Genomic DNA, 23,673 nt, shown 5'->3' on the forward strand with positions numbered 1-23,673 from the left:
TGATACCATCGAAGCGTTTGGATATGTGACATTTCAAACTGGGAATTAAATGTGACTCGCCATTGGTAACAACAGCTAACACCCGCCCAGCTTGCGTTTCGGTTTTTCAGGCTCGGCAGGTGCAAGCTCTTCTTCGCGTATTAGCTCTGGTAGTTTCTCCTTCGCTCGCTGGCGGAAGCGGTACGTGAACTCCTCGTACATGTGCTTGGGCGGAGCCGGTGGCTCGAAGTTCAGGATGTCCTGACGGAACTTCTCGAACCCGCCTTCCAGAATCCGGATACGCTTGAAGCCCAGTTGCTGGGCGATGACCGCCATACGCCTTTCGGTCAATTCATCGTTCGCCACGAATACGTTGATTTTGCCCCGCACACGCAGTAGCCGCGAAGGCTCCTGCTCGAACAGGTTATCTACTGTGAAGGGGTACGATTTGGGTAACCGTCCTTTGGAAATCTCCTCGCGAGGACGGAAGTCTATCACCTGTATCTGGTCGTCGGTGTCATCCATTAAGCGGAAGGCGAACTCGTCTACGGTCATCACCTCGACCGGATAGGAGCGCACGAATTGCTCGTTTTGCACCATCTGCAACAGGCTCGCTTTGCGGTCGGTGAAGGAGAAGGCGGAAAGTGCCAGCAATACACCCATGGCCACTACTCCCACCCGCGCCGGATTCCAGCGAGGCAGGATGGGCTGGACGCCCTTGACCTTGCGTTCCACCACCGAGGCGATGCCAAAAGCGAGCAGAGCGAACATCACCATGAGGAAGGCGAAAAGCCCTGCCGGGATGCCCAGCGTTTCATAGATGCGTGGTGTTCCCAGGTAGGCGGCTTTGTGCAAGCCCTCCAGCAGGGGATAGCTCTCCCCGAAGAGAAGCACCCCCACCAGCGCGCCCACGATGAACACCATCGCATCGCGCTTGCCGATGGAAGCGGCGCAGAAACTGGTGCCCGGACAATATCCCCCCACCACGAAGCCCAGTCCCATGATGATCCCGCCCACTATGGCAGACCAGAGATAGGTGGGGTTGATATACACCTGGCTCATGTCCAGCAAGCCAAAGTGGTTCAGCGCCATCACACCGACCATTGCCACCACCCCTGCGGTGAAAAACACCCGCAACACAGTGAAGTCGTAGCCGTAAAACAGCCCTACGAGTCGGCGCGAGGAGCCAAACCCTGCCTGCTCCAGAATCGCCCCGAAAGCAATACCGATGAAGAAGGCAAGGATATAGTTCAGGTTCTCACTGATGAGGTTTGGCACTAACGGTCCCATCGACGCCCTCCTATGTCCACAGTTTGCGGAAGAAATAGGCGAAAGCATACGCCCCCGCGAAGATAGCTACCATAGTCAGGATACCGCCTGTTGCCATGACTGCCATCCCGCTAAGTGCCGCGCCGCTGGTGCAACCTCTGCCCAGCTGCGAGCCGATGCCCCATAGAATGCCCCCCACAAAGGCGGCAATCCATCGGGTGCGAGCGGCTACACGGGGACCTGCCTCGGTCATCAGCTTCAGTCTTCCCGCTGCCAGCGCGGACAAGAAAGCCCCCACCGCCACGCCGATAACCTCGAATACCAGCCAGTTCTTCAGCGGGTTGCCTCCCGGGTGTTCCTGAATGTACTCCGCGTAGAACCTGGCGTTTTGAGCGTGTGCGGGGGCTACCGCCTGCACTCCTGCGACGGTGAAGCTCTTGATGGCGCCGCTGGCTCCCAATCCTCGTCCCGTGATGTAGATAGTGGCAATCAGCAACAGTCCCAGTAAAGTGCCCGCCACGTAAGGGTTCATGTACTTGCTTTCACTCATGACTGTGTTGCCTCCTGAGCGGTAGGTGCTGGCTCTGGCTCTTCGATGTGCTCGTAGCCGGTAATCATGGCGCGCAGATTGGACAGCGCGGTCTCACCGGTAGTGGTCATGTACACGTGCAGTATCACGAATGCCACCATCAGAAACGCGCCGAGAGTGTGTGCAATGGCGATGAACCTCAGCGACTCGATGTTAATCGCTTCGATTCCATAGCGCGTCGGGTACCGATAGAACATGTACAGCAAGCCAGAAACCACGACCAGCGGAAAGAGAAACACCTTCAGCAGAAAGTAGGTGAGTTTCTGCAGGGGATTGAGCTTGCTGAGCACCGTCTTTTTGGTAGGATGCGGCGCGTTGCGGAAGATGCCGAATACGTAGTACTCCAGCTGAGCGCGCATGTTTTCCAGAGTGGGCACGTACTGCCTCCATTGCCCGGTGGTGAAGTGCCAGAAGATGGCGAAGACGATAAGCGCAATCAGCAGGTATGCGGCGATGTTGTGGTATCTGACCGCCTCCTCGAAGCCAAAGAAGCGGATCGAGCCGTGTATCTCGAAGCCCGTAAGGGCAAGGAAGAGCACCAGTATCGCCTGCATCCAGTGCCAGAACCGTTCGAAGCCGGTGTATATCTGAACACGTTTTTTCATCATTGTCCCTCCCGACGACGTTTCACGGCTGTGGCGATACGCAAGCCGCCGTGCGCCAGTACCCCCAGCAGCGTCAAGGTAATGAACGCTTTGCCAGTCGTGTCCACCAGAGGCGAATAGTCCCTGCCCGGCAGGTAGAAATCCTTCAAGTTGGCAATGCGACTTCCGTGTCGCGTATGACACTCGCTACACTGTACCGTTTTCTCCTTCGGCGCGACCATGTGGTTGATGGGCCAGTACATGATGGTCTCGATGAAGCCCAGCTGTCCGCTGAAGGGCAGCCCACGCTCTTTCATGCCCACCTCGATAGCGCGGATGCACTCGAAATCTTTCCAGAACGCCCCCTCGCCCGGTTTTGGTGCGAACAGTTTGGGCGCAGCCAGAATGCTGTATACCGGGTCGAAGCACTGGTTGGTGCGCATTACCTTCACCGGGAAGATTTTGGCGTCCGGGTCCGCGTAGGAGCCGTTGAGTCTGTTCAGCTCCACGGGTTTCGTAGGATCGGCTATCCTGTCGCCCAGCAGGTAGTGGGTGGCAGTGCCGTTGAACCAGACGTATTCCGGTTTCAGGTTCTTTGCCCAGCGGAAGGTGCCTTTTTCCGACAGGTAGGTGATGTTGCCGTCTTCATCGGTCTCGCGGTAGGGCTTGCCGTCCCGAAGTTTGCCTGCTGTAGACCAGTCCCAGTAGATTTTGGTGGCGTTCACCTTGGCGTAAACTGGGATATGACAGGTCTGGCAAGCCACTTTCAGTGTGTGCTCGTTCAGCAGTTCGTTCTCGTGCGGTGTGCTGGTGTGGCACTGTTCGCAGGTCACCCTGTTGCGGTTCATGGAGGAAAGCGAATAGAGCTGCCCCCGAATCATGTGTTTTTCCGTAATGTGGCAGTCCACGCACTGCAGGTTGATACCGTCTACCGCCATGTGCACGTCCACATCCTTGGATGGCTCAAACAGTGCTTCCTCCAGGTCGCCGTGCTTGACGTTATTGCCTCCGCCTCCATAGAAGTGACAGACGCCACAGTTACTCCGCTGGGGTCGTCCTACGCTGGTGGCGACCAGCGCGAGGTCCACGTCGGGGCTTGGTGCGCCACCGGCATTGGATGCCTTGGCGTATGTGCCTGTACCGTCGTGGCAAACGAGGCAGTCGATGTTGCGCGGGTCGTTGAAATCAAAAGTCTTCACTGAGGTCATTCCGAATCCGACGTGGCATTTGGCGCAGGCGAGCTCGTTTCCTTCGGCAGCGAGGCAAAAGTTATTGACCGCGTTCTTTTTGCCCAGATACACCACTCCGCGCCCCGGAATATACTCCTCACGCTCCCAGTTCCAGTGGTTGGAGTTCATCACCTCAATGTGTCGTCCGTTATGGCAGCTGATACAGGCTTCCGTGACTTCCTGAGGTTTCTTGAACTCTTTCTGCAGCTGCGGAAACCTGCTGTGGTCTACAGAAGGCTCGTGGCTCTTTGAATATCGTGCGCGCAGCTGAGAGAGAGGGTCAGGGGGAGTCTCTCTGGGAGTGAGTGCCGCTACCGCCGCCACCACAACTACCAGTACAATCGTTGCCAGTATCGGTATCGCCTGTCTCATGTTCCACCCCCTGCCGGGCAGTTCAGCCCTTTGTTTATTTCATCTAATGGCTTTACTATGTTTCTATCAGATTAGACTCAGAAAATCAAGGGGTGGATTCCTTGACAGCGTGGATCTGCGGTGATATGCTGAGTACCGGGGCAGAAGAGCGAGCCAGAAATGCGCTTCGGACAAAGGAGATATACTAATCGGGGAGGTCGTGAGATGAGAAGACATGTTTCTTTCCAGACGGCGGGTGGTATCGTGCTGGCGCTATTCATCGGTTTCCTGCTGGGCAGCAGCATCCAGCCGTTGCGGTCGCAACCATCCGCGCAACCACCGGTCACCCAGCCTGCCGGAGATGCGCTGGTGGAGAAGCTGGTGCGTGAAGCGGATGAAACAGGCAGACAGGTGCGCACCGACGTTGCCGCGCTGACCGAGCTGATGAAAAGGGTCATTCGTGAAGTGGAGGTAGGTCAACAGTATCCCGAACTGGAGCAACAGGGTAAGGTGCTGAGCGAGCGTGTGGGGGTGGACGTGGAAGTAGCGCTGGCGCAGACTCTGCTGGCGGTCGCGGAGAAGTCGGTAGTGCGCAGCGGGCAGGAGCAGTGGGTGATTCAGCGCATTGTGGAGTTTTTCAAGGCATCTCAGTCCGACGTGATGCGCTACCGCGAGAAGGGCTACACGCTGAGTTCCCTCATTCTGGCATACGGTATCGCCAAAGCGGCAAACGCTTCGCCGGAGCGGGTGTTTGAAATGCGGCAGTTAAGGCAGAGCTGGCCCGCTATCGCCGTCGCACTGGGGGTGAAGCCCCAGGAACTGAGCAAGGCGCTACAGGGAATGTTCCCGTAGCGTTCTAAACGGTTGACCATGCTGACAGAAGGGGGCAATCCTGAGTGGTTGCCCCCGAGAGGGTGCTATCGCCTATAATCCGCCTGTCCGGGGATAAGCACGCTGTCGCCTGTACCGAAATCCCATACGAGCAGCACGGCGCGACCGTCACCGTCCGCATCTGCCCGCAACGAGGTAAGGGAAGCGTCTCCATCCAGCGCGACCTCCCCTCGCCGGGTAGATTTCAGCCGCCACCACGCGGTGCGTGCTTCATTACTCACTGCCATGCCCTTTACAAGCGCGACGGCGTCCAGAGCCAGGACGGTCGGCGTACGGACGGTGCGCTGTGCTTCGTCTATTTCACCGACGAGCGCCCTGCCACGCAGGAACTCATAATCACCCAGCCACAGTCGCCACCTCTTACCCTCGCGTGTGGCGCGAAATATCTCGTATTCCGCCTGATGCTCCCCCGCTCTGAACAGGATGAGGCGATGAAGAAGGTCCTCGTCGCCGATGTTGCCACGCAGGTTCACCACCACCTCGTGCTTGTCGGGTAATACCTGCTCCACGTTCCCTTTGAGGTCGTGCGCTTGCAATCTCCATGTGCCACAGGTGGCTTCTCCGCCGGTGACGAAAGCCTGCCGGAGATTGCCTTCGTTGCCGAAGCGCATTACAGCGAACGCTGCGCTGCACGCAATACCGTCGGGTAGCTCCCTTCGCCTTTCGGGCGTGAGGGACAGGAAGACCACATCCCTTCCGTACCGATGGTTAACCTCTATTGCAACGGTATCTGCGCTGTCAGGCGCAAGCGGAAGCAGATGCGTGCTGCGAATGAGCGGAGTGCTCCTCGCTGCCTCGATCACCGTCACAAAGGTACTGCGCAGCGGCTCTACCCCTTTGGTTTGCGTGTGGGCAATTAGGTACTTGAGCGGTGGATTAGCACGGTTGCCCTTCGGGTAGCCGTTGCAGGCGATGAAATGCATCTGCTGCGTGGGCAACCAGTGGATACGCAGGCGGATATCGTCCTGTCGCCAGCTTGCCAGCCAGGAGCGGTCGCTCTGTGCTTCCTGCGGGTCAGTGAGGAAAGCGAAGCCGCTGCCGGCGTAGCCGTGAAAGCCTGAGGTGGCATTCGCACGCTGAGGGTCGTCGTACATCTTCCCAAAGGGCACTTCCTCACCGGCGAGGGTTCCTGTGCGCGGTTCCGGGAAAGCAATGCCTTTGAACACCACCTCTGTGCCGGGCAGGTGCAGGGAATAATGGTGTTGCTTGCCTCCCTGCACATGGAACACGTCCACCGCGTAGAAGGCGTCGGCGCTGGGAAGGTCTATCATCGCCGTTTGCCGGCGGTAGAGCGATGCCCTGCCGGGATAGACGCTTTCCGCGGAGGCATCCACGAACTTTACCCATGCGGATTGTGCGAACCGGTGCAGGCGTCCTCTGGCGAGGTTTGCCTGACGCTGTGCGTCTACCATCACCGTGCAGTGACTGACGGTGTGTTGCGTCCAGCCGGGCGGCTCGGGGTCATCGGCGGCAAACTGCGGATAGCCCAGGTCGGGCAACAGCTTTTTGCCGAAGGCGAAAAGTTCGATGTTGAGCCTGTCGTAGTGTCCATGTCCACCCCCTGCCCAGCCGTAGTATAGCGTGAGCGCGCGCTGGTTTTCGCCCTGCCCGCCACGCAAGATTGCCAGTCCGTAGTCGCCCAGCAGGCGCGAACGCTCGTAGGGCGAGGTGTCAGGCTGGGCAGAGGGTGCAGGCGGAAAATCAGGCTGGAACAGGTCCGTGAACTGTGTGTAGGCGCGCCCCGCGTTGTCCTGTGGCTTGGGGAGCAGGGGATAGAACAGCGGGTCGCCGTACTGGCGATAAGCGATTTCCGCCATCCATGCGGGCAGGTCAATGCGCGAAACATCCACGCTGCCCGAATCGCCAATAGTGGGGGTGAAACCCTTTGCTGCGCTCATCTCAAACGGATAATAAAACAGCCTCTTGACAGTGGGGTGTCCAAACAGGTTGACGTTCGCTCTCAACAGATAGTCGCAGATGTGCGCTACCTCCTTGTTCCAGAGGAAGTGGTATCCGGGCGCGGATTCGTGTCCCATGCCCTCGCGAAAGAAAAGGTTGGCAAGGGCAAACTGCAGTCCCTCGTGCGTATAGCGGTCGCCGGTATTGTTCAGTATATAGTCCACGCACCATTGCAACAGTTCGGGGTCCTGTGAGACGATGGCACTGGTGAGCAGTGTCTTCTGATGCATCCCGTAGTTGCCGGAGATACGGTACTCCTTGATGGCTTTGATGAACTCCATCAACAGGTTGCGGTAGAGGTGCTGACGAATCCCTTCCGCATCTTTGCCCAGTGAACGCTGAAGTTCGGTGTCGCTGTCGATAGCGTCCCATACGAAGTCCACCGCCTCCGCAAGGTTGGTGGCAACGCCTGTCTCCCAGATGGCATTAACGATTTTGCCCGTGTATGAAGGCTGGAACTCGGTGGCGTAGCGAGACTGTTTATTGTGGTCCATCTCGGGATAGTATTCCGCGATGCGACAGAGCATAACCAGCGCTTTGTGTGCGTAACGGCTATCGCCTGTCAGCAGGTACGCGCATGCCAGACTGTGTACAGCGGGGATGATATGGCGCATCCAGTGCCAGTGGCAGTAGTATGCAACGAACCAGTACTTCTTCTCCTCACCGGGCTTTTTCCAGCCCCAGCCATCGTCAGGGTAGTCGCCGGTCAGCAGGGAGCGGTCTTTCATGCCGCTTTTCAGGAATGCGCTGAAGTCATTGGAAGGGAACTCACTCTTGCAGTTGGGGCAGATGACCTTCCATGGCTTCTCCAGCGGGGTCTCGAAGCCGTAGTTGCCATACTTGAAGGTCTCCCTGCCGCACACCGGGCATCCCGAGAAGCTGATGTTGAAGGCACGCGGAACCTGAGGCGGTGGGATGGTCTCACGCAGGTGATCGTCGCTGAATTGCACCCACTGCTGCGCCATTTGCAGGATACCCTGCACAGCCTGACGGGCAGGTTCTTCATTCGCCAGACGATGCCGCGCACGTTGTATCTGCTCAGGGGTGAACAGAGCAATGGTTTTCTTGGGCACGGTATCCGCCTTTCCCACCGCGACGCCAAGACACACCGCGGTGACCAGAATCGTCAGTAGCACACGCATAGAAGCATTCCTCCAACAATACAATTTGGCGGGAGGTAAGGAGAGTTCCTGTCCGCTGCCGCGAGCGGTGACCAACATGAGGATATCCTGACAGCCGTCCGGAAACAACACAGGATTCCTGCCTGTGCATTCGGTAATTGTATCCTGCAAGTGACTAAAGCAGATGGAGGTGCAGAAGACAGATGCCGTGCAAGTTGCCGCACTCACATACCTGTTTCGTCTGCGGGGAGAGCAATCCGAAAGCGTTGAACGTTCGCTTTTACGCGGATGAACACGGCGCTTATGTGCCGCTGGTTTTGCGTGAAGAGCAGATGGGCTACCCGGGCATCGCACATGGCGGCGCTTTGATGAGCATACTGGATGAGCTGATGGGCTGGGCGGCGACCATGCAAACGGGAGAGTTCAGTGTTTCGGCAGAAATCAATACGCGCTTCCTCAAGCCGGTGCCTTTGCACACCCCGCTGACCGCGCGGGCGCAAATGACCCAGAGGCGGGGCAGGGTATGGTACACGCATGGCGAGATTGTGGACGAGAAGGGCACGGTGTATGTGCGAGCTATCGGTAAATACGTCTCTATCGGCAAGGAACGCACTGTGGAGATATTGAAGTTGATGATACACGATCCGGATGCACTCTCGCCGGAAGAGCTGCTGCGCCGTTTTCACTACACGGAGTGAAAGCTGTTGCGGGAAACACACGAAAGGAGTGAGCGACCGTGTCCGAACTGCGTCAGGACATCGCCACCAAGCGGTGGGTCATCGTCTCCAAAGAGCGGGCAAAGCGTCCACATCAGTTTCTGAAACAGATGGTGGTGCAGGAGGAACCGGACCACCGGGATGACTGTCCTTTCTGTGAGGGAAACGAGGGGCAAACTCCCCCTGAGGTGTACGCTCTGCGCAACGGGAGCGAACCCAACCAGCCCGGCTGGAAAGTGCGTGTGGTGCCCAACAAGTTTGCCGCGCTCTCCACTTCAGCCAAATGGGAGGTGAAACATCCCGAGATTTTCACCACCATTAACGGCTATGGCTCTCATGAGGTGATTATCGAGACGCCCCAGCACAATCAGACTCTGGCAACCCTGCCGCAGGAGCATGTGCAGCTGGTGCTGCAGGCATTACTGCAGCGGATGCGTACATTAGCACAGGATAACCGTATTGCTTTCGTGCAGGTGTTTCGCAATCACGGTGCCGGGGCGGGTACTTCGCTGGTGCATCCCCACTCGCAGCTGATTGCCACGCCCATTGTGCCCACCAACATCCGCGAGGAGATTGAGGAAGCCCGCCGCTTCTACGACGACCGGGTGACCTGCGTGTACTGCTACATGCTGGAGAAGGAGCTGGAGTGCGAAGAGCGTGTCGTGTTGACCACAGACCATTACGTGGTACTGGCGCCCTTCGCGTCACGCTTCCCCTTTGAGCTGATGATACTGCCACGCCGGCACAGCGCGTCCTTTGTGGCGGATGCGCGGGCTGAGGATGTGACGTTTCTGGCGGATGTGTTGCAGCGCACCCTGTTGTTGCTCTACCGCGCGGCCAATAACCCCGACTACAACGCCGTACTGCACACTGCTCCGCTGCGCGATAGCTGCATGGATTACTATCACTGGCATATTGAAATCGTGCCTCGCCTGACCACGCCTGCCGGGTTCGAGCTGGGAAGTGGCATCTATATCACCACCGCCATTCCTGAGGAGACCGCGGATTACTTGCGCGAACAGGTGCGTCAGCTCGGAATATAGAGCAAAAGGGGCACTCCTCCGCAGGGAGTGCCCCGTTCGTTAAGGTGTTGCGCCTCCGGGTGTCGGTGTGGGGACGGCAGGTAAGGCAGGTGAGGGTTGGGCCTCCTGAAGCTGCTGCTGCAACTGCTTCATCTCCTCCTGCCAGCGGCGGTTAAAGCGAGGTATCTCGAACGATACCTTCGCCTGTGCTCGCATCTGCATCAGTTCGCGTCCCAGGTTGCGCTTGCTTTTTGCCTGCATCAGCAGACGGCGCAGGTCTTCCTTCACTTCATCGAACGGGCGCACCTGTCGGTCCTTCTTGTCCAGCACTTTAAACAGCACCCATCCGTTCACCACTTTGCCCTGCGCGCCCGGCAGCCTGAGGGGCTGCGGTGAGGTCACACTACCAACCGGTGTTTTCTGCAGCGTCTGCCACAGCTGAGGAAACTGCTTGAAAGTATCATCGGTCTCGCGCAGCCAGACGCCGCCCTGAGGCATATTGGGCAGCTTCATGGACTTCTGCACCGCTACGACATGGAAATCGGTGCCTTTTTTCAACATTGCCTGCACTTCGTCCAGTGTCTTGCGATTGTCCACGAGAATCAGCGCGACCTGCACCTGCGCCGGGATAGTGAACTGCTGGATGTTCTGCTGGTACGCCTTCTTCACCTCGTCATCGCTGACGGTAATGCCCTTGGTAATCAGCTTGAAGGCTGCCAGCTCCACTTTGATGTCCTCTTTCAGGTCGTCCTGCGTGTAGCCGAGCGTCTTCAGGCGTTCGTTGAAGCCCGGCAGTTTTTTCTGGCGTTCCAGCTCTTTTTTAACCTCGTCTTCGGTGGGCATTACCTTCTCTTTCTCTGCCATCTGCAGGATAATGCGGCGGTCTACCAGCATTCGCAGAGCCAGATACCCCGCCTGTTCGCGGATGATGCGACCGGTAGCCGGGTCGCGCACGGGGTTTTCGCCCTGCGTGAGCGGAACCGCCATCCGCTCCAGTGTTTTGTAGTACTCCGCCTGGCTAATGGGATTATCGTTGACTTCACCGACCGTTTTCCTGCCGCAGCCGGTGGTCGCCAGTAGAATCCCCACCGGAAGCACGATGCATAGCAGCAGCCCTTTTCGCATGATGGTTCGTTCTCCTCTCATTCGTCCGTTCCCTCGTTCTTCTGGACTATTTCGTCGGATGGCACCGCTTCGGAGCCAGCACGTTGCTGTCCTGCGCGTGGCATTCGCAGCTGCACGACCAGCGAGACCTCACCTTCTGCCACGCCGGTTCGGCGCGCAATCTCCTGGACATCACACCCCTCATCCGCCAGTGCCAGGATGCGCTCTACCGGAACGCGGTGAGGCTCGTTTTGCAGGTTGGCAACCGCCTGCGTTGCGCTGTTCCCCGTATGTGCCTCCAGCTCGTGCAATACCTGCTCTGCCCTCTGGATTCTCTCTTCCAGCCGGGCAACACCCTCGTGGAGGGTTGCGCGCACCTCCTGCAGGGTCTGGCGCAGTTCCTCATGCAGCCGTTCTATTTGCTCGTTCTGCTGTTGCGAGGTCGCCTGACGTACCAGCAGATGGAGCTCATCGCGCACGCGCAACACCATCACGCCCGCCAGAACGAGCAGAGCAGCTTGTGCCAGCAGAAAAAAGAACTCCATCACATCACCCTGAACAACGCTCGCACGGGGCGACCGTCTGCCACTTGCACCCCCGATACCACCCACAGGCAGGCAACATCCGCGTCGGCGCGTTCGGAACGAGGATGCACGTACAGCACTCCAATCCGTTCGTCAATCTCAATGCGTGCCACCGCGTGCGCGGGCACAGGGTAGTATACGCTTTGAACGCGCGCGTATCCTTTCGCCGCTCGCTGCAATGCCTCCCGACACTGGCGACGATACTCTGCCGTTAACTGCTCCAAGGGCACAGCGTATCGGGCAATGGGCAGGCGCCATACCACTGAAGAACGCACCGCTCTGCTGCGGAATCGCTGGATGGTTGCCTGTTGTGCCCGGCATTGCCAGCGCAACTTTGCCGAACGGGTTTGAGCTTGCCTGGGCAGCAGGTGCACGCGCGCTCGAACAACGGGAAGACGTCTGCATAATAATACGCGATGAGAAACCGGTAAGGTTGCACGCACCAGTACGAGTTGATGCACCTGACAACCCGAGTGGACACTCACACTGCGCAGCCTTGCCCTGACGGAAGGGGCACATGCGGCAAGTACTCGTGCCTCGGGGCGGGAGAGACAGCGTATGGCGCAGACTCGCGCCGGTGCAGAGAGAGTGTTCACCCTGCACTTTGCGGGGCGAGAACACCGGACGCTGGGGGGTGATAGCCGTAAAGGCAAGGGGAGGGGCGCCGGAGGGACAAAAGCAAGGTTCCCACCATGCACCTCGGGAGCATCGACCACAAGCACCCAGGTCAGCACGCGGAGCCAGAACTGTCCCCACCACGACATTCTCAAGCGACTTCCTGTTCCTCCTGTACGGCGCGCGCCGCCTGTTGCAGGCGGCTCAGTGGCTCCAGTACATCCATAGTGCGTGCGGCGGCTGTCAGAACCTCCAACGCTTGACGTTGCATGGCGGCATCCTTATTGCCGAAACGGATGCGCACGGGCGCACCCGCCAGAGAGAGCTGTACCAGCATTTCGTCTTCGCCAGCGGGCATGGTGGCGCCCAGGTCGGTCATGGGTGCCATTTCGGTGGTAAAAAGCATCACGACAGGCGCGTGCATTGCCTCCAGAGGCTCCAGCAACACCTCGTCCTGCACAATCCATACCTTGGGGTGCGTCTCCATTGCCTGCAACAGGGTAGTGGCAATCACCTCGCGACACAGGTAGCGGTGCAGGGCACTGCCGTACAGGATACGCTGCAAGCGTGTAGCACGCACCGGCTCGGTGTAGCGAAACTCCACCGGCAGACCGAAAGAGTCCGTACTCATCGCCGCGCCGATAAACAACGAGGGTTCTACCTCTGCGGCGGTCAGGTATCCCAAAATGCCCATCGTCTCCTCTATGCCCGCAGGTCTATCAGGTGAGTCTCTTCAGTTGGTGTCTGCTCGCCATCCTCCATCGTTTGGGGTTCCTCCGCTTCCGCTTGCTCGCGTGTGGAGGGGCGTTGTCCTCCTGTCGAGTCGCGCGAGGGCGTTTCGCGGTGTACGGGACGGACCGCGTTGCCGTAGACGACCGGTCGGATGGTGATATCGTCGGGGTTCATGCTGGCATTCCCCCTTTGCACATCCTCCCAAGGGGATGCGGCAAAAGCCACTCAGTAACTATTATCGGGTAATGAGTCTTACTTGTTCAGACGTGTAAGAGGGGCAGGTATGTGGTGATAGCACCTGCCCCTCGGCAATCGCGTTCGGATTATCTGGTAGTTTGAGGCACCGTCTCTTGTGTCCGCGTTGGGATCTGTGGATAAGGTGTCCAGCGCTTCAACACACCTTCTGTGGGTGGTGAGGTTTGTTTCCACAGAATCACCGCGACCACTGCCAGAATGACCACAATGATGCCTATAGCTACCGGCAACGGGATGTCGCGTCGCATGATATTACCTCCATCACTGCTGGCGGCAACGCTGGGGTACCAGCGAGCGGTCGGCTTCAACGGTGTACTCGTGCGGACATCCCATTCCCCATGGCACAGACTTGGCGTGGCCATCGGCGAAGACGACGTTCATCCTGCGCGCGAACGGAGCCAGCACATCGGGATTGGGCGGATTCAGGTTAACCGCCCACGGAGCATTACCACCAGGATCACGATAGGTGACCATGGTGAAGCCGCAGGGCAGCTGCCCGTTGTCGTCCAGAATGTCTAGGTCGCACCCGCTAATGATATGGTACGAAAGGGCATTAACCACCACGCGAGTGCCTGCCACCTCCTCGATAGAGGCGAGGCTTACCGGGGTATCACCGGACGTCCACTGCGGATATGACGCGTACATCCCACCTTTGCCTCCATAGCCGTTGTTCGCGGAGACTGTGGTCTGGTGTGGCCAGGTGGACCAGCGCAGGTTGACCGCCGCGTAGGAGATGGGCAATACCCGATTAGGTGCGGTGCCCTGAACCATCGCACCGTGCAAGCCGTAGTTCAACCAGTTGGCAATGCTCTCCGGATACAGGAAGGCATACTTCGGCGAGCGGAAAATCTGGTGGTTCTTGGTGTAGGGAAGCACCAGCGCCATCCAGGTGACGAATTGACCGGGGTCCGCCTGAATGTCCGGGCGCCAGCCTTCGGCAGGAGCCATCGTCTCATCGTAATCCTGGGCGTACATCTGGATGGCCAGCCCAATCTGCTTCAGGTTGCTCAGGTCTGCGGTCTGGCGTGCCTTGTCGCGTGCCTGGGCGAAAACCGGGAACAGAATGGCTGCCAGTATCGCGATAATCGCGATAACAACAAGCAGCTCGATCAGCGTGAAAGCGTGTCGCCTCATCATAGAAGTAACCCCCTTTATGGTGATAGTATGCTCACGGTTGTTGCCAACCGCTTGTCGCCGCAAGAGAGAACTTCTTACCACTTGAGAATACGTATTCACGATTCTATAATACTCCCTTTCGCCAAAAAGGTCAAGTGTTTTTGAAAATTTTGACTCGCTCAATTTATGGAGAGAACAGCAGCTTCTGCAGGAGTCCTGCAGCTCTTGTCGAAAAGATTGCTCAATAAGTCTGGAGTGGCTCGGCTGAGGCGATTGTACCCCGCTTCGGGGCACAATCTGGCGGAGGAAGGGAGTGGCAGCGATGCGTGTTTTCTTGCCGATGATGTTGCTGTTTGTGATGTGTTTGGGGGCAGCGGCGCAAAACCTGCTACCACCGCTGTCGGAATGGCAAACAGGAGATGCCTCTCACGTACCTGCTGACTGGAAGGTGCTGCCAAGCGTGTTTCGCACTCAAGCCGATGGCAGGCAGGTGCTCGGGGTGCGCGGCGCGGGGCAGGATAGCGCGTACTGGCGCACGCCAGTGAACCTCCAGACTGGGCAGGCATATGTCTTTCGCTTTCGGGCGCGTGGCGAAGGCAGGGGCGGGGTTATCGTCAGCGGAACCAACGCTACGAACCACGACTTCCCCGTACCAAACCAGTGGACGGAGTATGCTTTCGCCTTTCGATGCCCCGAAACATCGCCACTTTTTGCGCGAGTAGGACACTGGCACTGGAACGGCACGGTGTGGTTCGACCGCATGGAACTGTCGCCTGCGCAAGCCGTTCACCGGCAATGGGGCAACCTGACGCTTGGCGAGGGCGAAAGCCTGCGTGCTGGTCGGTATACGGATACCCACGTGATGTCATGGTTCGGTACCACTATCCACCGCACCCTTTGGAGGCAAACGGCATATTTCAACACCAACCGCTGGGTCATCAGCAAGGGGCAGGAAGTTATCTACAGGTATGCGCTACCGTTCCGCATAAGACAGGCAACGGTAACGGTCAACAGAGAACGGCACAGTAGCGCCACGGTGGTAGTGAGCGTTAGTATCAACGGACAGCAGTGGCAGCCCGTGGCGCGCTCGGAAAAGGAGGGCAGTATGGTAGTGCAACTGCCCGAAAGCCTGTTCCCCACACGGCAATTGTATGTTCGGCTCTCCGCAGAAAGCGACAGCCCCGCTGGGGTTGGCATCGTGGATTCCTATCAGCTGCAGGCGGAGGTAGACTATCAAGGAGCGTCGCGACACGGACGAACCCTGATCGTCGAGCAACGTCAGACGTCTCCCAGATTGCAGGCGCAGTGGTTTGCCGAATCGGACCTGCTGCGTGTCCGCTGGGAGAACCGACAACCCACCAGGCAGCAGCTGCAGATTGCGCTGGGCGTGAATGGAGAGTGGAAGACGCTCGGGCGCATCTCGCTACAGCCCAACCGCCAGGCGACCACTGAGTGGACGCTCAGCCGTCTTCCTGCTGGCAAACATACCGTCGCCATCCGTGCCACGTCAGGAAGGTCTGTCGTGTACTCTGCCCAGACGGAGGTCACCACAATGGTAGTGGAAGAGCCCCATTACGGCTACCCGCTCGCTGCGCCGGTCGGCTTTGGCGATGTGTGGTGGTGTGAAGGCGCATGGAAGGTGGGACGCGATCGACCCGCCCCAACAGGCAAAGCTGCCGCCATCGAGATAGAAGCCGCCCGCAATGAATTCGAGCCCGCGCAGCTGGTGCTGCGCGCAAAGGAAGCCAATACCGTCATCGAAAGCGTCTCCGTTACCGACCTCGTGGGGTCACAGACGCGCATCCCTGCCTCGCAGATTCGGCTGCACGAGGTGGCAACAGTGCAGGTCGAGCATCCCAGCGACAGTCTCGGCGCGCCCGGCGAGTACCCCGACCCCCTGCCGCCGTTGAAAACGCCGTTTACGCTTCCACATAACCGCAATCAGGCGATATGGATACTGGTATACGTTCCCGAGAGCGCGCCCGCTGGCGAGTATCAGGGCTCGGTCACCATCCACACCAATCGCGGCAGAATCACTGTACCACTGAAGCTGACCGTGTTCGACTTCACTCTGCCGAAGTCGCCCACGCTGCGCAGCGGCTTTGGAATCGGTGCATGGAATATCAAGCGGTATCACCATCTTCAGAACGCGGAGCAGGAAAAGCAGGTATGGGATTTGTACATGCGCTCTTTTGCGGAACACCGCATCGCCCCCTACTCGTTCTACGCTCATGCGCCCATCCGTGTGCGCTTCGAAGGAGAGGGCGCAGACAAAAAGGTCATCGTGGATTTCAGCGAGTTCGACAAAGCGGCGTCCTACTATCTGGATGAGGTAGGCTTCAACGCCTTCGTGCTGCCCATCGAGGGGATGGGCGGTGGAACGTTCTTCGAGCGATACCCGGGCGAGTTTGGCGGGTTCAAGGCGGGCACCCCTGAATATGAGCGGCTCTGGGGCGAGTATGTGCGGCAGATAGAATCGCACCTGCGGGAGAAGGGCTGGCTGGACAAGGCGTATGTCTACTGGTTCGACGAGCCGGAGCCGCGCGATTATGAGTTCGTCATCGAGGGGATGCAGCGACTGAAGCGGCACGCGCCCGGCATCCGCCGCATGCTCACCGAACAGCCTGAGCCGCCTCTGTATGGACACGTGGACTTGTGGTGTGGTCTCACGCCAGAGTGGACGCGCGAGAAGGCGGAGGAGCGCAAGAAGGCGGGCGAGGAGGTCTGGTGGTACATCTGCACTGGTCCCCGTGCTCCGTATATCGGCTTGTTTATCGAGCATCCGGGCGTGGAGATGCGCCTGTGGGGCTGGCAGACATGGCAATACGGCATTCAGGGTATTCTCATCTGGGAGACCACGTGGTGGACCAGTCCGACTGCCTTCCCCGACAGCCTGCAGAACCCGTGGGAAGACCCGATGAGCTACGTCAGTGGCTACGGCGTACCGCAGGGCACGAAGCAGTTCTGGGGCAATGGCGACGGGCGGTTCCTGTATCCTCCGCGTCGCGACCCGAATGGGCAGCATTCTCCCGCTATCGAGCCTCCATCTCCATCGATACGCTGGGAAAACCTGCGCGATGGCGTGGAGGACTACGAATACTTCGTCATCTTGCAAAAGCAGATTGAGCGGTTGCGGGGCAAGGCGCCCGAAAGTCTGCTGAAAGAGGCGGAAAAGCTGCTGGAGGTCCCTGAGCATATCTCCAAAGACCTGACGCACTTCACCACCGACCCCCGCCCGCTACTGGAGCATCGGCGTAAGATAGCGAGGATGATTGAACGACTGCAGAAGATAGAGCGCGGCGGTTCCACCGTTGCTCAGGAGGGAGGAACATGGCGCTGAAAGCTGCCGTCTGTGAAACCAATATTACCCCACCCGTCGGGGTGTGGCTGGCAGGGTTCGCCGGTCGCTCCAGCGGGTGTATCGGCATCCACGACGAACTGCACGCTCGCGCGCTGGTACTGGACGACGGAATCAGCCTGGCATGTGTCGTCAGCATGGACCTGATTGCGCTGGACTTCGATCTGGTGGAAATCATCCGGGACGGCGTGTACCGCAAGGTAGGTATCCCCCCGGAGCGGCTGCTACTGAACTGCTCGCACACGCATTCGGGTCCTGCCACACGCACCTTCCGCACGATGGGCGAGCGGGATGAGCTCTACTGCAACATCATGGCGCGCAAGCTGGTGGGTGCAGTGCAACAGGCAGTGGATATGCTGGAGCCGGTCAGCCTGCGCTGGGAACGCGCCCCGGTGCAAATCGGCATCAACCGCCGGGAGCGGCGCGATGGCAAAACGGTAATCGGGCAGAACCCAAAAGGTTTCGTCCAGCCTTATGTCGATGTGCTGCGCGTCGACCGCGAGGACGGCAACCCGCTGGCGGTGCTTTTTGCTTATGCCGCTCATCCGGTCGTGTTGGGCGGGCAAAATCTGTGGGTGACCGCAGACTATCCTGGCGCGGCGTGCGATTTCCTGCGCCGTGCGGGAACGGGCACGCCGATGTTCCTGCAGGGCTGCGCGGGAAACATCAACCCCGTACATACAGGAGCCACCTTTGCGCACGCACGCAAGCTGGGAGAGATACTCGGGGCGGCGGTGGTGGTTGCCTCGCACCTGTCCGAACCTGTGGAAGCAGTGCCCGTCTCGGGCAGTTTGCGCACGGTGCAGCTACCCTACGTTTTTCCGCCTGTGGAGGAGGCACAGCAACACCTGCGCCAGGCAGAGGAGGATTTACAGCGTGCAGAGGAAGAGGGCGCGCCACTGGGAGTGCTGATGTGGCGGCGCGATATGGTGCGGTGGGCGCAGGACCTTCTGCTGGCTGTGGAGAAGCAAGAGCCCCGTACGATGCCGCTCGAGATACAGCACCTGCGCCTCGGCGATGTGCATCTGCTGGCGTTCCCTGCGGAGATGTTTGTGCAGTACGCCCTCGACTTCGAACGGCAGTCCCCACATAAACCCACCATCACGCTGGGGTACAGTAACGGCTGCTGGGGATACATTCCAACCGCGGCGGACTACCTCCTCGGCGGGTATGAAGTGGATATGGCTTACCGTTACTATGGCACGCTGATGGTGTCCTCCGACTGCGAGCGGCTGATTCGGGAAGAGGTATACGCGATGCTGGACGTACCTCACCCCGACTGGACGCCCTACGCAACGGATATGGGATAGCTGCAGCAGGAACTCCTCACTGCCCCACGAATGGTAGTATTATGAAGTGCAAACGCTGGCTGTGGTTAGTCGCGGGAGTTTTTCTGTTACTGGTTGCGGGAGCCTCAGGTGGACAGCGCGCATCACAGGTGGATGTCCGCCGGTTTGTGCGGGTTTATGTAACACCCTCCTCCGCGGACGCGCTGGCACAGCCTCCAAAGCCCGGAGCGCGAGTCGTCTTCAGCTTCGGCGGAGCCAAAACGGAATGGTTCCCCACACTCCGTCTGCTGGGCTTTTCGCTGTGGCAGTATGATACCGACCACCTTGCCAGCAACGAAGTTTCTGCAGGGCAGTGGGACTGGATCGCTGCCGAAGAGGTTTACGAGCAAGCCAGACGAGAAGGTTTTTTGTTCACGCTATTCCCCCACTGTGCCTTTCCCCCCAAATGGTACATCGAGAAGGAGAAACCTGCCCTCACCCGGTGTGTGGAGCATAACGAGGAGATACCCGCACTCTCTCCATGGGAACCGTTATTCGGCAACTGGCTGGACAGGCAATGGTCGGCTTTAGCGAGGCAGTTTGGCGGTGCTACGCCGCGGGTCAGCGCGCTGGTGCTGGGCGTTCACGGGGACTACGGCGAGGCGGGGCTGTTCTCCGGCGCGCGCATGGCATCGCGAGAACAACGTGAGGACTGGGAGCGACGCTTCGGTAAGGCGCATAACCACAAAGGCTTCTGGTGCGGCGACCAGAAGGCGCGCGTCAACTTTCAGAAGGCGATGCTGCGCAAGTATGGGAGCCTTGACGCCCTGAACAAAGCATGGGGCACGCCGTTTGCGAAAGAGGAAGACATCCGCTATCCCAAATCCCCTGCCGAAGGACGGAGATGGTGGCTGGATTTTGTCAGCTGGTACTCCAACGGCGTGACCTACCTTGCCGACATCGTCTGCCGCCTGTCGCAGCGTTACTTCCCGCGCACCCTGCGCATCCTGCCCCTCGGTTTTCCCGATGAAGACGTGCGCTACGGGGCAGATATCTCCGCGCTGGTGAAGGTGGCGGCGCGGTACGGCGTGGCGGTGCGTTCGGTTCACGCGGGCTACCTCCCTCTTGCCGATAACGAAAGCTTCCTGCTGGCGCGGATTGCCTCTGCCTGCCGTTTCTACGGTGTGCCGTTGTGGCTGGAAACGCCGGGCACGCTGGATGCAAAGCGACAGGCGGAAGCGCTGTTCGAGGCAGTGGCGCAGGGGGCGTCGGGCTTCTTTGACTGGGCAGTGAACGCCACGAGGAACGAACCCGTCTACGAGCAGAACCTGCGCCACTTTGTCGTCGGGCAGCCAGTGGTGGACGTCGCGATGTTCTACCCATCGACCGCTGTGCGTCTGGCAGATGTGGGGGAAGCACCGACGCTGCGACTGGGCTGTAAGCAGGCACGCGACCTCTTCGCCTTCGACATCGTGGACGAGCGGATGATCCGCGACGGCGCGCTGGAGCGATACCGCCTGCTGGTATTCTGGGAAGGCACTGTGGTGGAGCAGGACGTGCTGGACAAAATCGTGGAGTGGGTGCAGGCTGGAGGCGTGGTCGCCGCATACGACTTCGGCAAGGTTACCAATGTGGAGGGCGACGGCACCGCGTGGCGCACCCTGTTCGGCTATGCGGGCCGGCTGCAAACCTTGAAGCCTGCCTTCCGCGGCGAGGTGCCGGCGGGCGGGTACGTCTTGCGCATGGACGACCCGGTGACGGCGGAGTTTTTGCAGGGCGACTGGTCGCCTCCGGAGAAGGAGGGCGAGCGCAGCTGGCGGTGGACGGGCGCGAGCGCGCAGGTGTCGCTGCTGCTCCAGTCTGGACAGGCATACAGCCTCACCATCCGTGCCATCGTGCCGCAAGAGCAGCACGGAGTGCGCACTGCGGTACGCCTGAATCAAAACCTGCTGGGTTATCTGGACAGCCCCGGCGAGACGGTATACAAATTCGTCATCCCGGCGGAAATGGTGAAGGCGGACACTGTGCCTGTGCTTTTCTTCTATATGCTTTCCCCTCAAGGTGCCAAGCCGGGGCGAGGGGTGCGCATCGCGGAAATCCGGCTGACGGCGATGGACTCCGCGCAGCCTCCACTGGACACCGCGCCGCGAGGACGTTACACCTACCAGATTGACTCACAGGTGTTATCTACTCGCTGGGCGCAGCGGCTGGGCAAAGGGCTGTGCGTATTCGTGCCGGTGCGGAGGGCGCAGGATGGCATCAGTGCCTACATCGAGGTGCTGCGGCGGCTGGTGTACCGCCTTCCCGACCTTTTGCCCTCCGCCCGCAATGCTCCGCTGGTGGATGATGTGGCAGACGGTATCCTCACCGCCCTGCTCACCGACCGTATCCTTTTGTTCAACACCACCGACCAGCCGATAACGCGCACGTTGCGTTTCACCCGTGAGACTTTTGCGGGCTACCCGCAGGTGCAACCACCCCCTCCCGGAGATGTCCGGGTGCAGATACCGCCCGGCGGAATGGCGGTGGTTCCGTTCACGGAGTTGCCGCGCGAACTCCTGTTGCAGTGCGAAGGCTTTACCGACCTGCGCGGACAGAAGAAACGCGCCCAGCCCGATTGCAGCCCCGGCACAGGAGAAACCTGCGTGTGGCTACCGGCAGGCAGCTCTATCCGAACCCGGTTCCCCATTCAAAACGAGGGACGCTATACCCTGTTCATCCGGTGTGTGGCGCAAGGCAAGATGGTCGCACCGCGCGTGGTGTTGAACGGCAAGCCGCTTCGGGTACAGGATGCGCCCGCGATGGAGGGTATGGACGTGCTAGCAACCGAGGCGGTAACGCTAACCAGGGGCACGCACACGCTGGAGATAGAAGCGCCCAAGAACATCCCCTGCGCCGCGGACTTCGTGATACTGACGAACGACCCCAGCATCGCTGGCTACCGCTTCGGCAGGCGGTAGGAAGTCACTGGAAAGGAGGAGACTGGTATGCAAACATGCATTCGCTGCGGAGAGGGGATTCCGCAGGGTGCCACCACGTGCCCGCGCTGTGGGGCTGAAGTGCTTCGGATTATACCATCACTCCCGCTGGAACGACTGCGCCATCCTCTGGAAAACACCGTGTTTGTCATCCTTGCGTTAGCGGGCGCGGTCACGTGGCTTTTGCTGCTGGTCGTCACGCTGGGCATCATCATTCCCGTGGGACTGGTGCTGTGGTTTTTCAGCTGGGTTGCCTTCCAGATGTTCCGGGCACAGCTGCTGACGCACAGTGTGCGAGTCAGCGAACAGCACTTCCCACATGTGCATCGTGCGTTCGAAGAGGTGCAGCAACGGTTGGGCTACCATGAGCCGCTGGAGATATATATCATGGAAGGCACGACGCTGAACGCCTTCGTCGCCATGATGATGCGCAGCCGTTGCATGGTGTTGTTCTCGCAACTGGTGGAGGGCATCGAGGAGGACCCGGCAGCCTTGCGCGGGCTAATCGGGCATGAGCTGGCACACTTCGTGCTGGGACACTTCCGCTGGCGTTGGCTGGTGATGGGAGGCTTTTGGATACCTTTGCTCTATCTGGCATGGTCGCGCCTCTGCGAGTACAGCGCGGACCGGTGCGGACAGGCGTGTGCAGGCGACCTGCAGGCATACGAGCGTGTGCTGGCGATGCTCGCAACAGGCTGGCGGCTGGCGCGACACGTGCAACCCGAGCTGCTGGTGCAGCAAGCCAACGAGGCGCAGACGAGTATCTTTGCGCGACTGATTGAAATCACCTCCACGCATCCGCCGCTGGTCAAGCGGATTGCGGAGCTGAGGCAATTCATATTGGGTACGCCTCAGATTACTGTGGAACGTCGTGCCGCTACAACGCTGGGCGCGGTGATGCTCTTGCCCTTCGCGGGATTTCAAGGGCTGGGGTCGAGCGCTGCGGCAGCAGCCTTAGCCATCTTTGCCCTCGCCGTGCTGGCTGCCATCCTGTTGCCGCTGTTCGCTGCAGCACGTGAGACGGCGCAGATGGAAGCGTGCATGACCAACATGAAGCAACTGAGCCGAGCCATCCAGATGTACACGGCGGATTACGACGGCAGATTGCCCGTGTTCGGCGTGCGGGCTCTCATTGGTGCTTATGTGCAACCGGGCGCAGATGTGTTGCGCTGCCGGTCAGACGATTCGCCGCAGCCCATCAGCTATGCACTGAACATGGACTTTGCTGGCTGGACTCTGAGTCAGATTGAGACTCCAGAGCGAACCGTACTGCTCTATGAGGGGGATGATGAAGATATCATCATGCGGCACACAGACGGCTTGAACATCGTCTGCGCTGACGGACAGGTGCGCTGGATCAAGGAGACGAGTATCGAGGAGTGTTTCTGGGAACCGAGGTGAAGATATTCAGGGCAGATCCCTTTTCCGTGCTCGCGCCAGATAGACCTCTGGTTCGTCGATCACTTCCGCATCTGCCCATCTCATCTGGCGACGCTTCGGCACAAATCGATATCGGCTTTTAGACGAGGGACCTGCCCGTGGTCGTACATACCAGTTTGCCATGTTTGACACCTCTCATGCTGATGAGTTTGTCCGCGATGGCTTGTACCTGAGCGGCAGAGCCGCGCACCACCAGCACCTCCATGCAGTTGTGTTCGTCCATATGCACGTGCGTCGTGCAAACAATGGCATCCACGTACTGGTGCTGCAGCTGCGTGAGCACGCGGGAGATTTCGCGAACCTCATGGTTATAGACAATGGTCACCGTGCCGACTACCTCCCCCGTGTTGCTCTCCCATTCGCTCTCCACAAGGGCATCACGCATGAGGTCGCGTATCGCCTCCGAGCGTGTGCGGTAACCCTTGCCCTCGATGAGATGGTCGAAGGCATCGACCAGGTCCGCCGGTATGGAGACGCCAAACCGCTTCAGCCCTGCCATGACGTAACACCTTT

General features: G+C 59.3%; 20 protein-coding genes. 7 read left to right on the forward strand and 13 right to left on the reverse strand.

Features of this window, described 5'->3' with window-relative positions; all coding sequences use genetic code 11:
- Positions 1-75: 75 nt before the first annotated feature.
- From K6U75_14720 to K6U75_14735, 4 genes are read right to left on the reverse strand one after another with little or no spacing between them, the layout of a single operon-like run.
- Positions 76-1,269, reverse strand: coding sequence for a YeeE/YedE family protein (locus tag K6U75_14720; protein ID MCL6476295.1), 1,194 nt, complete (start codon positions 1,267-1,269; stop codon positions 76-78).
- 10 nt (positions 1,270-1,279) lie between these two features.
- Positions 1,280-1,798 (reverse strand): YeeE/YedE family protein, encoded by a 519-nt coding sequence (locus tag K6U75_14725; protein MCL6476296.1) that lies wholly within the window; start codon positions 1,796-1,798, stop codon positions 1,280-1,282.
- Positions 1,795-2,445: a cytochrome b/b6 domain-containing protein gene (locus K6U75_14730; protein ID MCL6476297.1), complete on the reverse strand. Its 651-nt coding sequence runs from the start codon at positions 2,443-2,445 to the stop codon at positions 1,795-1,797. The genes K6U75_14725 and K6U75_14730 overlap by 4 nt, the downstream gene beginning before the upstream one ends.
- Complete coding sequence (locus K6U75_14735) at positions 2,442-4,022, reverse strand: tetrathionate reductase family octaheme c-type cytochrome (protein ID MCL6476298.1); 1,581 nt, start codon at positions 4,020-4,022, stop codon at positions 2,442-2,444. Before K6U75_14735 ends, K6U75_14730 begins: the two co-directional genes overlap by 4 nt.
- A gap of 204 nt (positions 4,023-4,226) precedes the next feature.
- Here K6U75_14735 and K6U75_14740 point away from each other — a divergent pair, with 204 nt between their 5' ends.
- Positions 4,227-4,853 carry a hypothetical protein gene (locus tag K6U75_14740; GenBank protein MCL6476299.1) on the forward strand — a complete coding sequence of 209 codons (627 nt, stop codon included), beginning with the start codon at positions 4,227-4,229 and terminating at the stop codon, positions 4,851-4,853.
- A gap of 65 nt (positions 4,854-4,918) precedes the next feature.
- Here the strand turns inward: K6U75_14740 and K6U75_14745 are convergent, their stop codons facing one another.
- Positions 4,919-7,993: a heparinase II/III-family protein gene (locus K6U75_14745; protein ID MCL6476300.1), complete on the reverse strand. Its 3,075-nt coding sequence runs from the start codon at positions 7,991-7,993 to the stop codon at positions 4,919-4,921.
- 182 nt (positions 7,994-8,175) lie between these two features.
- Here K6U75_14745 and K6U75_14750 point away from each other — a divergent pair, with 182 nt between their 5' ends.
- Both K6U75_14750 and galT read left to right on the forward strand, forming a co-directional pair.
- Positions 8,176-8,670, forward strand: a complete 495-nt coding sequence (locus K6U75_14750) for a PaaI family thioesterase (GenBank protein MCL6476301.1) — start codon at positions 8,176-8,178, stop codon at positions 8,668-8,670.
- A gap of 38 nt (positions 8,671-8,708) precedes the next feature.
- Entirely contained in the window at positions 8,709-9,731 is a 1,023-nt protein-coding gene (gene galT / locus K6U75_14755; GenBank protein ID MCL6476302.1) for a galactose-1-phosphate uridylyltransferase, read from the forward strand.
- Positions 9,732-9,770: 39 nt separating this feature from the next.
- On the opposite strand, the gene K6U75_14760 is transcribed toward galT, so the two are convergent.
- The 7 genes from K6U75_14760 to K6U75_14790 all read right to left on the reverse strand — a co-directional run bounded on the left by K6U75_14760 (position 9,771) and on the right by K6U75_14790 (position 14,137).
- Complete coding sequence (locus tag K6U75_14760; GenBank protein MCL6476303.1) at positions 9,771-10,835, reverse strand: peptidyl-prolyl cis-trans isomerase; 1,065 nt, start codon at positions 10,833-10,835, stop codon at positions 9,771-9,773.
- A 17-nt stretch (positions 10,836-10,852) separates the two neighbouring features.
- Entirely contained in the window at positions 10,853-11,359 is a 507-nt protein-coding gene (locus K6U75_14765; GenBank protein ID MCL6476304.1) for a hypothetical protein, read from the reverse strand.
- Entirely contained in the window at positions 11,359-11,772 is a 414-nt protein-coding gene (locus K6U75_14770; GenBank protein MCL6476305.1) for a hypothetical protein, read from the reverse strand. The genes K6U75_14765 and K6U75_14770 overlap by 1 nt, the downstream gene beginning before the upstream one ends.
- Before the next feature lie 392 nt (positions 11,773-12,164).
- On the reverse strand, positions 12,165-12,707 hold the full coding sequence (locus K6U75_14775; protein ID MCL6476306.1) for a hypothetical protein: 543 nt from the start codon (positions 12,705-12,707) through the stop codon (positions 12,165-12,167).
- An 8-nt stretch (positions 12,708-12,715) separates the two neighbouring features.
- Positions 12,716-12,919 (reverse strand): hypothetical protein, encoded by a 204-nt coding sequence (locus K6U75_14780; GenBank protein MCL6476307.1) that lies wholly within the window; start codon positions 12,917-12,919, stop codon positions 12,716-12,718.
- A 149-nt stretch (positions 12,920-13,068) separates the two neighbouring features.
- Positions 13,069-13,248: a hypothetical protein gene (locus K6U75_14785; protein ID MCL6476308.1), complete on the reverse strand. Its 180-nt coding sequence runs from the start codon at positions 13,246-13,248 to the stop codon at positions 13,069-13,071.
- Between the two features lie 13 nt (positions 13,249-13,261).
- Positions 13,262-14,137 (reverse strand): DUF1559 domain-containing protein, encoded by an 876-nt coding sequence (locus K6U75_14790; protein ID MCL6476309.1) that lies wholly within the window; start codon positions 14,135-14,137, stop codon positions 13,262-13,264.
- Positions 14,138-14,438: 301 nt separating this feature from the next.
- Between K6U75_14790 and K6U75_14795 the strand changes: the two genes are divergently transcribed.
- From K6U75_14795 to K6U75_14810, 4 genes are read left to right on the forward strand one after another with little or no spacing between them, the layout of a single operon-like run.
- A complete protein-coding gene (locus tag K6U75_14795; protein MCL6476310.1) occupies positions 14,439-17,456 on the forward strand; it encodes a DUF4091 domain-containing protein in 3,018 nt (1,005 codons plus the stop codon).
- Complete coding sequence (locus tag K6U75_14800; GenBank protein MCL6476311.1) at positions 17,447-18,784, forward strand: neutral/alkaline non-lysosomal ceramidase N-terminal domain-containing protein; 1,338 nt, start codon at positions 17,447-17,449, stop codon at positions 18,782-18,784. Before K6U75_14795 ends, K6U75_14800 begins: the two co-directional genes overlap by 10 nt.
- A gap of 41 nt (positions 18,785-18,825) precedes the next feature.
- Positions 18,826-21,702: a family 14 glycosylhydrolase gene (locus K6U75_14805; GenBank protein ID MCL6476312.1), complete on the forward strand. Its 2,877-nt coding sequence runs from the start codon at positions 18,826-18,828 to the stop codon at positions 21,700-21,702.
- Between the two features lie 27 nt (positions 21,703-21,729).
- Positions 21,730-23,121: a M48 family metalloprotease gene (locus tag K6U75_14810; protein MCL6476313.1), complete on the forward strand. Its 1,392-nt coding sequence runs from the start codon at positions 21,730-21,732 to the stop codon at positions 23,119-23,121.
- 118 nt (positions 23,122-23,239) lie between these two features.
- Here the strand turns inward: K6U75_14810 and nikR are convergent, their stop codons facing one another.
- The gene (gene nikR, locus K6U75_14815; GenBank protein ID MCL6476314.1) at positions 23,240-23,659 is read right to left on the reverse strand and encodes a nickel-responsive transcriptional regulator NikR; all 420 of its coding nucleotides are present in this window, start codon (positions 23,657-23,659) and stop codon (positions 23,240-23,242) included.
- Positions 23,660-23,673: the final 14 nt, after the last annotated feature.

This window comes from Bacillota bacterium (assembly GCA_023511455.1).
Classification (GTDB): Bacteria; Armatimonadota; HRBIN16; order HRBIN16; family HRBIN16; genus HRBIN16.

Bases quoted from the DNA above. Each gene is read 5' to 3' on its own strand.
- K6U75_14720 (MCL6476295.1), bottom strand. From the start codon at position 1,269: ATGGGACCGTTAGTGCCAAACCTCATCAGTGAGAACCTGAACTATATC.
- K6U75_14725 (MCL6476296.1), bottom strand. From the start codon at position 1,798: ATGAGTGAAAGCAAGTACATGAACCCTTACGTGGCGGGCACTTTACTG.
- K6U75_14730 (MCL6476297.1), bottom strand. From the start codon at position 2,445: ATGATGAAAAAACGTGTTCAGATATACACCGGCTTCGAACGGTTCTGG.
- K6U75_14735 (MCL6476298.1), bottom strand. From the start codon at position 4,022: ATGAGACAGGCGATACCGATACTGGCAACGATTGTACTGGTAGTTGTG.
- K6U75_14740 (MCL6476299.1), top strand. From the start codon at position 4,227: ATGAGAAGACATGTTTCTTTCCAGACGGCGGGTGGTATCGTGCTGGCG.
- K6U75_14745 (MCL6476300.1), bottom strand. From the start codon at position 7,993: ATGCGTGTGCTACTGACGATTCTGGTCACCGCGGTGTGTCTTGGCGTC.
- K6U75_14750 (MCL6476301.1), top strand. From the start codon at position 8,176: ATGCCGTGCAAGTTGCCGCACTCACATACCTGTTTCGTCTGCGGGGAG.
- K6U75_14760 (MCL6476303.1), bottom strand. From the start codon at position 10,835: ATGCGAAAAGGGCTGCTGCTATGCATCGTGCTTCCGGTGGGGATTCTA.
- K6U75_14765 (MCL6476304.1), bottom strand. From the start codon at position 11,359: ATGGAGTTCTTTTTTCTGCTGGCACAAGCTGCTCTGCTCGTTCTGGCG.
- K6U75_14775 (MCL6476306.1), bottom strand. From the start codon at position 12,707: ATGGGCATTTTGGGATACCTGACCGCCGCAGAGGTAGAACCCTCGTTG.
- K6U75_14780 (MCL6476307.1), bottom strand. From the start codon at position 12,919: ATGAACCCCGACGATATCACCATCCGACCGGTCGTCTACGGCAACGCG.
- K6U75_14785 (MCL6476308.1), bottom strand. From the start codon at position 13,248: ATGCGACGCGACATCCCGTTGCCGGTAGCTATAGGCATCATTGTGGTC.
- K6U75_14790 (MCL6476309.1), bottom strand. From the start codon at position 14,137: ATGATGAGGCGACACGCTTTCACGCTGATCGAGCTGCTTGTTGTTATC.
- K6U75_14795 (MCL6476310.1), top strand. From the start codon at position 14,439: ATGCGTGTTTTCTTGCCGATGATGTTGCTGTTTGTGATGTGTTTGGGG.
- K6U75_14800 (MCL6476311.1), top strand. From the start codon at position 17,447: ATGGCGCTGAAAGCTGCCGTCTGTGAAACCAATATTACCCCACCCGTC.
- K6U75_14805 (MCL6476312.1), top strand. From the start codon at position 18,826: ATGAAGTGCAAACGCTGGCTGTGGTTAGTCGCGGGAGTTTTTCTGTTA.
- K6U75_14810 (MCL6476313.1), top strand. From the start codon at position 21,730: ATGCAAACATGCATTCGCTGCGGAGAGGGGATTCCGCAGGGTGCCACC.
- nikR (MCL6476314.1), bottom strand. From the start codon at position 23,659: ATGGCAGGGCTGAAGCGGTTTGGCGTCTCCATACCGGCGGACCTGGTC.